We start from the raw sequence: 13066 nt of genomic DNA, 5'->3' as shown, positions 1-13066 counted from the left end.
TCATAGTGGTACCCATGAAGACGAACGCCTTTGACGTCGCCGCAAGGTACGTGTATCCCTCCCTGCGGCGAAGACTCGTTGAAATCCTTCGCGGAAAGGGCCTCAAGCAGACCGAGATAGGGGAGCTCCTGTACATCACGCAGTCCGCCGTCTCGCGCTATCTGAGGATGGACAGGGGAGCCCTGATAGACGTCTCGAAGTTCCCGGACATAGAGGCCAGGGTGATGGCGCTGGCCGAGAGAATAGTTAGGGAGAGGCCGACCGAGTACGAGATTCATTCAGAGCTCGTCCGGATATCCCTCGAGATGCTCGGCAGGGGCTACGTCTGCTCCCTCCATTCACAGCTTGACCCGGAGGTCGATCCCGCCAAGTGTAGGGTCTGCCTGGAACTTTTCGGCTGAACTAAGGCTTCTAGGGCGCTCTAAGGGAAGGTTTAATACCTTTCGACGCCTATTTTAGCCCGGTGATTTCCGTGAAAAGGGCACTCGTAACTCTCACACCCCCCGAGAGCAAGAGGCTGATAGCCAAGGCAGTCGTGGCCATGCCGGAAGTTCAGCACGCGCTGAAGCACGGCTTCGTTTACATAGCCACTGGAACCACTGCTGCATACATAGCCGAGGAGATTCTGGGGGAGGAGATAGAGAAGGAGAAGTGGACCGTTGGCATAATAAGCAAGGGGCGAACGTGCGTCACACCTAAGCAGACGTGGCCCAAGCACCTCGTCCTCTACAGGGGCGAACCGTTTGATGATCCACTGGAAGCCCTCAAGCGTATGGGCCCGAAGGACGTGTTCATCAAGGGCGCCAACGCGATAGACATCAACTGGAACGTTGCAGTTTTTGCAGCGGCTCCCGACGGCGGGACGATAGGCAAGACCTTCGGCTGGACGATAACGAAGGGTGTCTTCACGATAACGCCGGTGAGCCTTGAGAAGTTCGTGCCGACGCCGGTCGAGGAGAGCGCCAAGCTCACGGGCATCTACTCATTCGACTGGGGAACCGGGCTTTACTCGGCCCTCGTGCCGATACCGCATTCACATCCCGTCACCGAGGTCGAGGCGTACAGAATACTCGCGGGAGTCGAGGCGATTCCGATAGCGGCAGGCGGCGCTGGGGGTGCGGAGGGAAGCGTCACCCTCGTCCTTGAGGGCGATGACGAAGCCATGGAAAAGGCGAAGGAGATAACGAAGGCAGTTAAGGGTGAGCCTTACCTCGAGCCCTACACAGAGGACTGCTCGATATGTCCGTTCGCGAACATCTGCGGCCTTGGAAGCGGCGCTTTTTGAGCCATATCCATTCTCCTTCCTTATAAAGCCTCATCGAGCGTCAAAGCGAAGCACCGGTCAGAACCCAGACCCCTATCGCGATCAGCAGAATCCCCGCAACGACCGAGAGCTCCCGGCTCCTCCTCACCATGGCCTGGGAGAAGCGCTTGCTCTCCGTGACACTGCCCATGGCGAGCAGTATGATCACCAGCGGCAGCACAAACACCAGGTTGTAGAGGGCCAGCAGGAGGAAGGCGAGGGCCTGCCCTGCCTTCGAGATTATTATCGCATAGACTAGATAGCTCCCGGCAGAGCATGGAAGGAGCGTGGTGGAGACTATGATGCCCAGGGTGAAGGCCCCCACGGCTGTGGCGTCGCTGCTGAATATCCTCTTCTTGACGCCCTTCTTGTCGGCTATGCGCGACTTCTCCATCAGCCCAGTGGCTATGGTGTAGGCCCCGAAGATTATCGCGGCAACCCCCGCGACCCACAGGGGCAGGTAGCCGGCGAAGTAGAGCAGGCCGACTCCGAGGAGGTAGTAGGATATGTACACCGCTGCTATAAAGGCGGCGCCTATGAGGTAGAGCCGTCTCTTGGAAATCTCCCTGACCGAGAGGGCTATGAGGAGCATGGTGTATATGACGAACGTGCACGGGTTTATGGAGTCCGTCATCGCAAGGGTGAAGAACTGGGGGATGAAACTGGTCATGCCCAGTGCCCACAGCGCCAGGGAGCTTATCCCGAAGGATGCGAGGACTATGAGCGCCAGACCCTTTATCTCACTTCTCATGGTAGAAAGTTATCGCGGGTCTTTTTGTGGCTTTCTAAAACAAAAAGTTGAGAACGAAAGGTCAGCGCCTCCGTTTGAGGAGAACCAGGGGAACAACCGCGAGGGCAACCAGTATTCCCGGCCCGCAGATTCCACTGTTGCCCGGCGTGGTCGTGGTTGTGGTCGTCGTTACCGGCTCATCCGGGTTCCGGTGTTCAACGTAGATAACCTGGAGCTTCTGGATTATGGTTTCGTTTTTTATTATGTACGCCTTTCCCCCGGTTACAAGGATCAGACCGCCGTTGTCCATCGCGGCCTTCACTATCTCCGGGGCCATTGAGACGTTGAACTCCCCCTCGACTATGGCTTCAAGTTTACCGTCGTAGGCTATGCCTATGGCCGGGACCCCCGCTATGCCCGTGTACTGGTACTGGACGCCGAAGAGGGCCTGGTTCTCGGCGTTGTCCACCAGCTCATAGTAGGTGAAGCTGTCGTTCCCGTAGACCCTCGGTATCTCCTCCTTCATCTTGCGGCAGTGGGGGCAGGTCTTCGCACCGTACATGTAGAAGTGGAGCTTGTCCGGATTCACCTGGGCTTCCGCGACGGCGTATGATACCGTCGAGATAAACAGCAGCCCTATGATAATTAAAACCAACTTTTTCATCTTCTCACCCGAACCTTATTCCCGTGGGAAGTTATAAACCTTGGCCGCGGAAAGCTTAAATCCTCCGAGTTGCAAAATTCTTGGGGATGATCATGCAGGAGTGGTACCGCTCCAGGGCACTGTACGAGGCGGTTCTTAAACTCGTCAACTCTGGAAAGACCGAGGAAGCGCTTCAGATGGCGGACGGGATACCCGACAGGGTGATTCGCTCCAAGGCGTTCTCGCACATAGCCATTGAAGTCGCACGAAAGGGCCGGGACTACGGGGAGGCCCTGGAGAGGGCGGTGAAGGCCGCCCTCGATATAGAAAACCACGAAGAAAGCACAAAGGCGCTCATGAGCCTGGCCTTCGAGTTCCTGAACCTCGGAAAGCCCGACGAGGCCATGAGGATATCCAGGTACATAACCGACCTCTCGAACAGATCCAAGGTTGAGGCCGAAGTTGCCCTAACCCTGGCCAAGGCAGGGAAGATTTCAGAGGCTATGGAGATAATCAACGGCATAATGGACGATGACGTTAAGACGTGGGCGATGTCCAGACTGGCCAGCCAGCTTTAGCTCAAATTTGCCTATTTTCCCGTGACATTTTTAAAAATTTAACACGCAACAATCCACAAGGCTTTTTTAGGCTCTCCCGTTTCCCGTCCGGGTGAGAAAAATGAACGGTGGAGAGATAATAGGACTCCTGGGAATGCTGCTCCTCGTGGGCTCGTGGGTTCCCCAGACAGTGGAGACGATAAGGAAGAGGCACTGCCCGCTGAACTTAGAGTTCATCCTGATCTACGTCCTGGCGGCCAGCTTCCTGACCGTCTACTCGTACATAATACGGGACTGGATATTCTTCACACTGAACTTCCTCTCCGCGTTCCAGAGCGCGGTGAACCTCTTCGTCAAGCTCCGCTACTGAGCCTCAGTCCCGCCTGTACAGGCCGACGAGTTCGCCCCACTGGACGACGTGGCCCTTCATGGCCTCCTCCAATTCCCTTCTTCCGGAGCCGGGCCTGAGGTTGAGTGTCGTGTCGAGGCCGTAAACCTTGAAGTGATAGTGGTGTATCCCGTGGCCCCTCGGCGGGCACGGACCGCCGTAACCTACCATTCCGAAATCGTTGCGTCCCTGAATCACGTGAACAGGGGCATCAACCTCCGGCTGTTTTGGAACCCCCTTGGGTATCTCGCCCAGGGGCGGAATGTTCCACGCTATCCAGTGGGTGAAGGTTCCACCGGGGGCGTCGGGGTCGTCCATGATGATGACCAGGCTCTTGACCTCCGGGTCTATGTGCCCTATGAATATCGGGGGGTTAACGTTCTCCCCATCGCACGTGAACTCAACGGGTATGTACTCCCCGTTGTGAAACACCGAACCTATCTCAAGGTCCATACTCATACCTCCTTCGGGTTTTTCATGGGACGTGCATCCTGCGATGCACACCCCCAAAATCAAAACCAGTGCTACCGCGAATCCCCTCATGTTAATAAGTCCTTTTTCAAACGTAAAAATATTTCGGCGTTAGGCTTTATTAAGTTCATCCCCCAAAATAGTACCCGGTGATGGCTGTGGAGCTGGCCGGGAAGGTTGCCCTCGTCACCGGTGCCGGGCGGGGAATAGGAAGGGCAATAGCCGTTGCCCTTGCGGCGAAGGGAGTGAACGTCGCCGTAAACTACGCCCACAGCAGAGACAAGGCCGAAGAGACCGCTGAACTCTGCCGCTCCCACGGCGTCGATGCAATTGTAGTAAAGGCCGACGTGAGCAGTCGCGAAGAGGTCAGAAAGATGGTTGAAGAGGTCATCGACCACTTCGGAAGGATAGACATCCTCGTGAACAACGCCGGAATCCTCGGAAAGGCCCTGAAGCCGATGGAAGTCACCGACGATGACTGGGACGCCGTTCTAGGTGTCAACCTCAAGGGGGCCTTCATAGTCACCCAGGAAGTTCTCAGGTACATGAAGAAGGGCAAGATAGTCAACATCGCCTCGATAGCCGGGAAAGACGGGGGAACGGTCGGTCCTCACTACGCGGCCTCGAAGGGCGGACTGATAGCCCTCACATTCAACCTCGCAAGGCATCTCGCCCCGGGCATCCTCGTCAACGCAATAGCGCCTGGACCGGTTGACACCGAGCTGATAGGCCCCGAGATAAAGGAGAGGCTCCGCTCGCTCTCCCTGACTGGTGAGATAGCCAAACCCGAGGAGATAGCCCACGCGGTAATTTTTCTCCTCGAAAACGACCACATAACCGGTGAACTCATAGACGTCAACGGCGGCAGGCTGATGGATTGATTTTTAAGCTCCTTCCCCATCTTTTCTTGATGCCCCATGAAGGTGCTGTGGGAGAGGGAGATTCCGGCGGATGAGATAGTCGTTTCGCCCAGACCGGTCTGGAAGTGCCGCTCCTGCCCGATGTACGGCAAGAGACCGAGCTGTCCGCCCCACGTCCCGAACTGGAGGGAAGCGAGGGAGTGGGTGCGGCACTTCAAGAGGGCCCTGATAGTGAAGTTCGAGATAGATATGGAGCGCTTTGAGGATGAGAAAAGGGAGGCCCTGCTGTACCTCCTGGCGAGGGAGGAAGAGTTCTTCAAGAGGGGAAAGATGTACGCAATGGCGCTGTTTCCCGGCTCCTGCAACCTCTGCGACGACTGTCCATTCGAGAGGGGCGAGCCGTGCAGGATGCCGACCAAGGTCAGACCGAGCATAGACGCGGTGGGCATCGAGATTGGAAAACTCGTGGAAATCAACTTCTCCGAAAGCGTTTTGTACGGGATGGTGCTAATTGAATAACGGTGCGAACGGATGAAGGAAAACGTCTCCCCCGCCGGAACGAAGTGGGGAATCTCACTCATCATGACGCTCGTGTATGCCTTCGGGGCCGCGTGGTTCTACTATCTGCCGGCAAAGGGCGAACCTAATCTCGAGGTGGAGTTCTGGCAACTGCTGCTCCACTTCCTCCTTCTCAGCTTTCTCTTCTGGATAGTCCTGGTTCCGGAGAGGAAATCGAGCAAATCCTCCGACGTTCTCATGTTCACGGTTCTAACGGTTCCCGCAGGAGTGTTCGCCGCACTCCTCCTCATCTTCGCCGCTGGGGGCGTTGGAGTTCACGAAACCTACGGTCTCGAATACATCGTGATGGCGCTGGTGCCGTTCCTGATCGCCCACAAGACCGTTAAGGGGCGGATTTCAGCGGTTCCATTCGTTTTGGCGCTGGTTTATGGAGTCATAGCGTACGTCTGGGGGAATGGATTATGGTGAAGGTTGCGTACATAACCCTTCTCGGCCGCTCGCCGTGGGCGGTCGTTAACACCTACTACAAGCTCCTCACACGGGGAGGGAAGGCCGAGAGGATATACATATTCACGGAGGAGCGCTACCGCCACAACCTGCTCAAGGTCGTCGAGGCGATTAAGGCGATTTCAGAGGCGTACAACCTCAACCCGAGAATAGAAACAGAAGTCGTCCCAGACTACGGCTTCTTCGTCGCCGACAGAAAGTTCAGGGAGCTGTTCTCCAAGCTGGAGCGCGAGGGCTACAGGATGGGTCTGGACATAACCTCGGGCAGGAAGGCCCTCGTTGCCGCCGCGATAGTCCAGATAAGGCAGTTCCCCGTGGCGTTCATAGTTTACATGGGACTCCTCGACCTGGACTTCCCGGACAGGCCCTACATGATGATTCCAACCCACATGCAGCCGATAAAGAACTTCCTGGGTGATGAGAGTGAGGGAGACTAGCGAGGTTATAGAGAAGCCCGAGCTTCAGATACTCCTCAACGTTCTGGGGGACATTAGGGTGAGCTATCCGCTCTACGGGCTACCTTTACTGAAGGCAAAGCCGGTGGAAACCGGCTACCGCGTTGAGCTCACTGTGAACAGGCGGGAGTTCAACGAGCATGTTCCGGAGTACCTCTCCCACGAACTCCCCACCTGGACAGACTTCTACGAGTGCTTTATATCGGCTGGCATCGTGAGGTACGCGAACATCCATGAGTTCACCCAGAACCTGGAGCTCTACGAGAGGCTCAAGAAGGGCGTGGCCTTCGCTCCGGACACCAACCTCTTCTACCACCGCTTCATCTCGGGCTTCAAGCCCCTCGACAGGTACCAGATAGTCGTGGCGGAGGGCGTGAAGAAGGAGATAGAGAACGCCATGAACTACAAGTACCGGCATAGGGAGCTGGAGGAGATACGGCGCGAGGTTAGAAACGGAAGCCTCCTCCGGGAGTTCAGCAACAGGCGGACGAAGAGGAGCAGGAAGGCCGCGTACATAGCCCTCAAGGAGTTCGAAAGGCTGAAGGACAGGATAATCATAGCCGAGAGCGTTAAGGAGCAGGCCCACAACAACGACGAGATAATAGTCAAGTCCCTCAAGCACTACGACAACATGACGCCAACTCTGCTCGTCTTCCTCACGGCGGACATAGCTATAACCGATGTGGCCGAGATGGAGGGGCTGGAGTACTTCCTCTTCAAGTACCCTCGCCAGGAGATTGGACGGCACGACGTTACGGCCTACCAGCTCAGAACGCTCCTCTTCAACCTCGCGGCGGTTTTCGGCGTCATAGAGGTGAACGGAATAACGATTTTCGGCGAGTTCGGAGGCAAGGGCGGGCTGAACGAGCTCAAGCTGATCTTTCCAACCGAGAACAGGGCCTACCACGAGTTCGAGTTCCACCTGAAGCTCAGCAGGAAGCTGATGAGGATAATGGGAAGGTAACTAAGCCCCCCTCTTGAACTTGATGACGAGGGCCGTCATCACCAGGATAAAGATGAAGAGGGCCAGTATTTCAGCGATTGCCTCGTGTAGGGGCAGGAGCAGGATGGACATGGAGACGCCGAGTGCAACCAGCTCATCGCCTTCCCTGCTTCCTCCCCAGTACCTGTACTCCAGGGCGAAGGTTAGCCAGGCGAGGAGTACTACCATCGCTCCCGTGGGCGTCAGCTGCCAGAACAGCAGTGCCAGCCCCAGGAACAGAAAGGGCAGGCGTAGAGAAGTCGTCTCACTCTCCCACCCCCAGTATAAGCCCCCCATTATTCACCTCAACATTTTTCCAGGCAGTCACGACGGAGAAGAAGTAGTGTCCTGGCCCCTCGACCCTGACGACCAGTTTCAGGTCGCCCACCTCCAGCAGGGTAGAGTTGGAAGCGCCGTCGAGGTAACCCCGGCTCCAGCTTCCTGAAGCCTTCACCTCTTCTCTGGGCTTTACGGTCAAGAACGCCCTGTAGTCATTGCCGTGGTACCGTATACACACTGGAATCCTCTCGGCGTAGGGGACGTAGGCGGTCCCCTTTATCGGACGGGCGTTTATGATAACCTCGAAGTCCTCCAGTTCGTACGGTGGGGAAAGCCTCAGGGCGGAGATGGTTATGCTGGCGTTCATCTCGTCCCCGATGACTCCCGCCTCGAAGGAGTAGATGGTGGCGTTGAGACCAGAGAAGTAATCCGCGACCTCGTCGGAGATTCCCGCTGGAACGACGATACCGCCGGAGAAAGTTCCGTTGAGCGGGACGTAGACGGGTCTGACGTTCGTCCCCCAGAAAAAGCCGAGGAGTGCAACGATGACCGGGAACACGAACAGAACTTTCCTACCGGCGATTTTTCTCATATTTCTCACCAAGAGAAGTTAAAAAGCAAGAACTTAAAAGTTTTACGAAAGCAGGGGAGAAGTTTCACTGAAGCATGCCCTCCAGTTTCTCCACGAACTCCATGCTCCTCCTGAGGTCCGCGAAGTACTCCTTCGCCCTCTCGATGTGCTCCTTCTCCACCCTTCCGCCCTTCGCCAGGACGCTGGCCGGAGCCAGGAGCTGCACCGCGTAGCGCAGGCTGGTCTTCTCGCCGAGCTCCGCGAGGTACTCTATCGCCTCCTCGCTCACCTCAATCTTCTCCTCCTTCGCCCTTATCTTGACTATCTCCCTGATTTCCTCCTTCCTGTATGGCTCGGTGTTGATTATGAGCAGCCTGTCGAGCATGTCGATGGGTATCCCGTGCGGGGCTTCGAGATCGGTGCCCCTTATCTTCGTCCTTCCGCGGTTCGTCGCGAGGATAAGGATCGGCGCCAGCTCGCTCTCCATGGCCCTCGCGAGGAAGGAGAACGCCTCGATGTCGAGCATGTGAACCTCGTCTATGAAGAGAACCCCCGGCACGAGGCTGGCCTTCCCTTCTTCGATCCACTTCTTGACGGTCTCATCAACGCGTCCCCTTATCTCGTCGCTTATCTCCGCCCCTGTGCTGAAGAGCAGGCCGAAGATGTTGCCCCTTGCATTGGCAACGTCGAGGTCGTGGAGGGTTACCGTGTAGGTGAACTCCTTTATCTTGAGAACCGGTCCGCTCGGCAGGTTCACCCTGCGCTTGAAGAACAGTCCCTCTTCCTCCTTCGTGGTTCCTATCTTCGAAATCCTTCCGGTCTCGGCGTCAATCTGTATGACGTCGCCCTCCTCAACGCCCATCTCCATGAGCTGATAGGCTATCTCCCTGCCGGCCCTGATGGTCTTCTCATCGTCCTTGGTGCGGAGGGTTATGACGACGCTCTCGGGAATCTCGACGTAGGGGTTGAACGGGTGCCTGGTGCGGTTTATCCTTATCTCCCTGACCTCACCCTCGTAGACCTTCCTCTCCTCGCTTATCCTCACTCCTATGGCCCTCCTCAGGACCTCCTTTAGGAACTCGGTCTTCTTGACCTCGGCGGAGTAAATCTCGCTTCCCGCTATCTGGACGAAGGGAACGTCCTCACCGAGTTCCCTCGCTATGCCCATAGCTATGGCCGTCTTACCGCTTCCCGTCGGGCCGACGAGAAGGATTCCCTTTCCGGCGAGCTTGCCGCGCTTGATGAGTTCAACCGCTATTCCCGCCGCTTCCCTCGCCTTAACCTGTCCGACCATTCCGTCGGCCATGAACTTCGCCTTTCCATTCTCGTCGAGACCGAGGCCCTTGATGTGGGAGTGGCTTCCAATCCTCTCGAAGCTCCTCGGTGCGGTCACTTCCTCTATAACTGGCATGGCACCACCCCCTTAATCTTTCCAGGGGTTACTAAAAGAGGGGGAGATTTAAAAATTTGACGCTCACATGTGGGCCTTCCAGAAGCGCCTTATCGCCCCGAAGGCCTCCTCCTCTGGGGCGTAGTCCTCGGCTATCTCGGCCAGGAGCCGGTGTTCGCTGGCCCTTCCGCGGAGGGTGAATGCGCGCCTCAGCGACGGGAAGGAAGCGGCAACGGCGGCACCCATTGAACCAATGATCGATGTAAATCCGTGGGGGAAGAGCAGTTTTCCAACGAAAAAGCCCGAGGCCAGAAGAAGGGAGCCCAGGGTGAAGTTGACGAACCTCTTGGGCAGGGCTATCGGGAATTCGGCGTAGGGAATCCTTCCATCAGCGCCGTCCACGTAGGCCCTGTGGGTGAGAAAGCCGTACCTGTAACTGAGACGCCATATTGGGTAGTATACGAGGCCGTCCAGGGTCACCTCAAAGCCCGTCTCGTCCAGTCCGACCCTGCCCCAGTGAAAGTGGTGCCTGGCTTCCTCCTTCAGGAGCTTCCCCACCGTCAGTCTGAGCTTTTCCCTCGCCTCATCCTCGCTCAGCGTTTTCTCCACGAGCTTTCCCTTAACCCTGCCGTCGAAGTACCTCCTCCCCCTGGTGGGCAGGGGATAGTTCATCAGCTCGTTGAAGCCATCCGCCGCGGGGACGGTAAGGTAGTTGAAGAACTCGACGTTGCCGGCCCCCTCGGGAGAGAACGTCCCCGTGTAGGTCATGCCGGTGGCCTTTACGAAGAACACGTAAAAGGGTATGTAGAGCAGTTCTCGCCCAATGAGCTGGGCCTTCCACTCGACGTCATTGGGGGAAAGGCGCTGGAGCCTTATGAAGGACATCAGGGGCTTCCAGGGGTCCTCAACCCTCAGTGGATACGTGAACGTCTTCACCTCGCCGAGCCGTATCTGGAATCCGCAGTAGGGGCACGTCACTATTCCTCCTTCAGCCTCGAACTCGGCACCGCAGTTGGGACACCTGACCCTCATCGCTCAACCCTCACGTCCCTGGCCATCTTTCGCCCGTACCCTCTGGCGAGCTCAAATCCAAAGTAGGCAAGAAGGCCGGGGATTACCAGGGCGAGGAGGGCTCCCTGTCTGGCGTGGGCGACGAGGTTCCAGTACTCCACGTTGCCGTATGGGGCCGTGAAGAACGCTGCCACCCCCACTCCCACCAGCGCCGCAAGGGCGTACGCCACCTTGCGCCAGACCCTTACCGGCTCAAGAGCGAGCACTTCCTTTCCTTTGTGGCCGTCGTATGCAATGAAATAGGTTCCGCCCTCGATGTCGTAGTACACCTTCCAGAGGGGGTAGAACACGAGGGCAAAGTCCTCGACCTCACCGCTGAACCAGAACGCCCTCATCTCCTTGTCCTTTGGAACGTGGACTTCCTTGGCCCTGTCCGATGCCCTGTCCAGAAGCGCCGCCTTTGCCTGCTCCCTTCCGAAATCGGTGTTCAGGAAGTCCGGCTCGAGTTCCTCCCACTTCTCGGGAGTGAGTTCGGATATTGGCCTTGACTCCATAATCCTGGAGAGGGCGCGGCTTATCTCCCCCGACGCGATGTAAGCCCTCCGTTCCATCTTCCTAGCAAGCTCCTCAACAGCCACGTCGTAGACGCTCCTCCTCGCAGGGACGCAGACAATGGATTTCTCCTCAAAATTTCGGGATCTGACAACTCGCTTTGTCTTATTGCCCTCTTTGATTTTGTCCACGTACCGAACGTATCCATTTCCCTTTACCCTGCCGAACCATATCGGAACGTAGAAGCCCTCAACCTTCGCAACCTCGATCTTCCCGCGGAGGCCCAGGTAGTCCTTGTCCCTCCTCACGCGCTCCCAGAAGAGGCGCAGGATTTCCTTCTTTGGAATGCTCTCAACGAAGAAAACGTTCTTCTCGGTGAAAATTTTGTCGTAGGAGTTGGGATAGCCGCAGTAGGGGCAGACAACTATTATATCCTCCGGCGTGGTCTCGAGGGGCGCACCGCACCGCTCGCACCTGAGGACCTCGATGATTACCACCACGGATTGGGAGGAAGTTAAAGGTTAAAAGTTTTTGGCTCAGGCCGTCGATCCCGGGCATCGTTCACCCCAAAGGCCAATGTCATCATCGCCGTATTCACTTCGGAAAATACCTTAAAAGCTCACCTGTATCTCAGCCAGAAGTACAGGGACGCGCTCCCCACGATGATGGAAACCGCGAGCAGGAAAGCGCCGACGAACCTGGCCACATATGAGTTCTCTCCGATGGCCAGCCACCCTATTATCAACCCCGCCGGGATCAAAAGGAAAACCGCCTTTTCCGACTTCCAAAAGAAGGCGGGAATCAGAAAAGCCCCTGCCAGAAGGTAAAGCGGATTCTCATAGTTCAGGAACAGCAGAATCGGGAGGAGAACGCCGAGAACGAGGTAGGCCTCTCCAGAACGCTTTGAGGGCCTTGAACGGTTGAGTACATGGACGCCGGCAAAAAGCACTGCAAACGCCGCCAGAAGGAGTATAAAAGAAAGCCTCCCACCGGAATCCTGGAAGTATGCCGAGAGGCCAACGAGGACGAGGGAGAGCGCAATAAGCGCCTCACCCTTCACGCTCTCACCTCAGAGGACGTTGAGGTACTTGTGAACCTGGAAGCTCAGGCCGACGTTCTTTCGGCCCATGATGAGCGAAGCCTCGCGGTAGAACTCCATAAGCCTCACCTGACTAATCTCGATCGGCTCCCTCGGCTGGATTACGAGTGGGGCCAGGCCTTTCAGTAGCTCCGCGTACCAGCGGACGTTCTCGATGTTCGTTTCCGACGTAACGACGAGCTTGGCGTAAACTTTGGCCCCGGCTTCCTTCAGAATCCTTATGCTCTCCACCTCGCGGAGAACCAGAGCCCTCCAGTTCTCCGTCGCTCTCGCGGTCTCGTCCTTTATGTCAACGCTCGCATAATCCGTGAGATTGGCGACCTCCTCAACCAGCTCCGGAAGGCCCCCGTGGGTTTCAAGGAAGTTGTCGAAGCCGAGGCTCCTCATCTCCTCCATGAGAGCTTTGAGCGGTTTTATCTGGAGCGTCGGCTCGCCGCCGGTGTAGCTTATCGAGTGAAGGTCGCCGGTATCGAGGCGCAGAATGGCATCAACAACATCGTCGAGCTCCGCTGGATTCGGTCGGTACTCGAACTTCCCGGTGAACGGCTCGACTTCATAGCGCCAGCGTGAAACCCGGGAGGCGTCTATGTACTCCCTGGAGTCGCACCAGAGGCAGTTAAGGTCGCAGCCGGCAAAGCGAACGAAAATCTGCCTCCTGCCAAAGGCAGAACCCTCGACGCTTCCCCCCTCCCCCTGCCAGCTGTTAAAGACCTCGGCCATTACGAGCTTCATGTCAGACACTACCCCGG

General features: G+C 56.8%; 19 protein-coding genes. 9 read left to right on the top strand and 10 right to left on the bottom strand.

Translation table 11 applies throughout. The features are described from left to right. Window positions 1-14 precede the first annotated feature (14 nt). Window positions 15-401, top strand: a complete 387-nt coding sequence (locus CDI07_RS03035; protein WP_088180195.1) for a transcriptional regulator — start codon at window positions 15-17, stop codon at window positions 399-401. 71 nt (window positions 402-472) lie between these two features. Beyond that, the gene (locus tag CDI07_RS03030) at window positions 473-1285 is read left to right on the top strand and encodes a hypothetical protein (RefSeq protein ID WP_088180194.1); all 813 of its coding nucleotides are present in this window, start codon (window positions 473-475) and stop codon (window positions 1283-1285) included. Between the two features lie 40 nt (window positions 1286-1325). Here the strand turns inward: CDI07_RS03030 and CDI07_RS03025 are convergent, their stop codons facing one another. Together CDI07_RS03025 and CDI07_RS03020 are read right to left on the bottom strand one after the other, a co-directional pair. Further along, a complete protein-coding gene (locus CDI07_RS03025; protein ID WP_088180193.1) occupies window positions 1326-2054 on the bottom strand; it encodes a cytochrome C biogenesis protein CcdA in 729 nt (242 codons plus the stop codon). Window positions 2055-2115: 61 nt separating this feature from the next. Beyond that, window positions 2116-2697: a CGP-CTERM sorting domain-containing protein gene (locus tag CDI07_RS03020; RefSeq protein ID WP_088180192.1), complete on the bottom strand. Its 582-nt coding sequence runs from the start codon at window positions 2695-2697 to the stop codon at window positions 2116-2118. Between the two features lie 92 nt (window positions 2698-2789). Between CDI07_RS03020 and CDI07_RS03015 the strand changes: the two genes are divergently transcribed. Then, window positions 2790-3254, top strand: coding sequence for a hypothetical protein (locus CDI07_RS03015; RefSeq protein ID WP_088180191.1), 465 nt, complete (start codon window positions 2790-2792; stop codon window positions 3252-3254). 100 nt (window positions 3255-3354) lie between these two features. Further along, window positions 3355-3603, top strand: a complete 249-nt coding sequence (locus CDI07_RS03010; protein ID WP_088180190.1) for a hypothetical protein — start codon at window positions 3355-3357, stop codon at window positions 3601-3603. A gap of 3 nt (window positions 3604-3606) precedes the next feature. On the opposite strand, the gene CDI07_RS03005 is transcribed toward CDI07_RS03010, so the two are convergent. Further along, complete coding sequence (locus CDI07_RS03005) at window positions 3607-4074, bottom strand: YbhB/YbcL family Raf kinase inhibitor-like protein (protein ID WP_088180189.1); 468 nt, start codon at window positions 4072-4074, stop codon at window positions 3607-3609. A gap of 170 nt (window positions 4075-4244) precedes the next feature. On the opposite strand from CDI07_RS03005, the gene CDI07_RS03000 reads away from it, so the two are divergent. The 5 genes from CDI07_RS03000 to CDI07_RS02980 are packed head-to-tail and all read left to right on the top strand — an operon-like array spanning window position 4245 to window position 7397. Then, the gene (locus CDI07_RS03000; RefSeq protein WP_226996601.1) at window positions 4245-4973 is read left to right on the top strand and encodes an SDR family NAD(P)-dependent oxidoreductase; all 729 of its coding nucleotides are present in this window, start codon (window positions 4245-4247) and stop codon (window positions 4971-4973) included. Between the two features lie 36 nt (window positions 4974-5009). Further along, on the top strand, window positions 5010-5471 hold the full coding sequence (locus tag CDI07_RS02995; protein WP_088180187.1) for a DUF2284 domain-containing protein: 462 nt from the start codon (window positions 5010-5012) through the stop codon (window positions 5469-5471). 12 nt (window positions 5472-5483) lie between these two features. Then, window positions 5484-5939: a hypothetical protein gene (locus CDI07_RS02990; protein ID WP_088180186.1), complete on the top strand. Its 456-nt coding sequence runs from the start codon at window positions 5484-5486 to the stop codon at window positions 5937-5939. After that, on the top strand, window positions 5933-6415 hold the full coding sequence (locus tag CDI07_RS02985) for a hypothetical protein (protein ID WP_088180185.1): 483 nt from the start codon (window positions 5933-5935) through the stop codon (window positions 6413-6415). Before CDI07_RS02990 ends, CDI07_RS02985 begins: the two co-directional genes overlap by 7 nt. Continuing rightward, on the top strand, window positions 6396-7397 hold the full coding sequence (locus tag CDI07_RS02980; protein ID WP_394335164.1) for a PIN domain-containing protein: 1002 nt from the start codon (window positions 6396-6398) through the stop codon (window positions 7395-7397). The genes CDI07_RS02985 and CDI07_RS02980 overlap by 20 nt, the downstream gene beginning before the upstream one ends. Here the strand turns inward: CDI07_RS02980 and CDI07_RS02975 are convergent, their stop codons facing one another. The 7 genes from CDI07_RS02975 to CDI07_RS02945 form a co-directional block, all read right to left on the bottom strand. Continuing rightward, window positions 7398-7712 carry a hypothetical protein gene (locus tag CDI07_RS02975; protein WP_088180183.1) on the bottom strand — a complete coding sequence of 105 codons (315 nt, stop codon included), beginning with the start codon at window positions 7710-7712 and terminating at the stop codon, window positions 7398-7400. Next, window positions 7681-8295, bottom strand: a complete 615-nt coding sequence (locus tag CDI07_RS02970; protein WP_145954968.1) for a hypothetical protein — start codon at window positions 8293-8295, stop codon at window positions 7681-7683. The genes CDI07_RS02975 and CDI07_RS02970 overlap by 32 nt, the downstream gene beginning before the upstream one ends. Window positions 8296-8350: 55 nt before the next feature. Beyond that, on the bottom strand, window positions 8351-9676 hold the full coding sequence (locus CDI07_RS02965) for a RuvB-like helicase (RefSeq protein ID WP_088180181.1): 1326 nt from the start codon (window positions 9674-9676) through the stop codon (window positions 8351-8353). A gap of 63 nt (window positions 9677-9739) precedes the next feature. Next, window positions 9740-10687 (bottom strand): hypothetical protein, encoded by a 948-nt coding sequence (locus CDI07_RS02960; RefSeq protein WP_088180180.1) that lies wholly within the window; start codon window positions 10685-10687, stop codon window positions 9740-9742. Beyond that, a complete protein-coding gene (locus CDI07_RS02955) occupies window positions 10684-11715 on the bottom strand; it encodes a zinc ribbon domain-containing protein (protein WP_226996600.1) in 1032 nt (343 codons plus the stop codon). The genes CDI07_RS02960 and CDI07_RS02955 overlap by 4 nt, the downstream gene beginning before the upstream one ends. A 122-nt stretch (window positions 11716-11837) precedes the next feature. Further along, window positions 11838-12278 carry a hypothetical protein gene (locus CDI07_RS02950; RefSeq protein ID WP_088180179.1) on the bottom strand — a complete coding sequence of 147 codons (441 nt, stop codon included), beginning with the start codon at window positions 12276-12278 and terminating at the stop codon, window positions 11838-11840. Between the two features lie 9 nt (window positions 12279-12287). After that, complete coding sequence (locus tag CDI07_RS02945; RefSeq protein ID WP_088180178.1) at window positions 12288-13049, bottom strand: 7-carboxy-7-deazaguanine synthase QueE; 762 nt, start codon at window positions 13047-13049, stop codon at window positions 12288-12290. Window positions 13050-13066 lie beyond the last annotated feature (17 nt).

The organism is Thermococcus sp. 5-4, assembly GCF_002197185.1.
GTDB lineage: Archaea > Methanobacteriota_B > Thermococci > Thermococcales > Thermococcaceae > Thermococcus > Thermococcus radiotolerans.
This window is presented reverse-complemented; position numbering and strand designations above follow the sequence as displayed.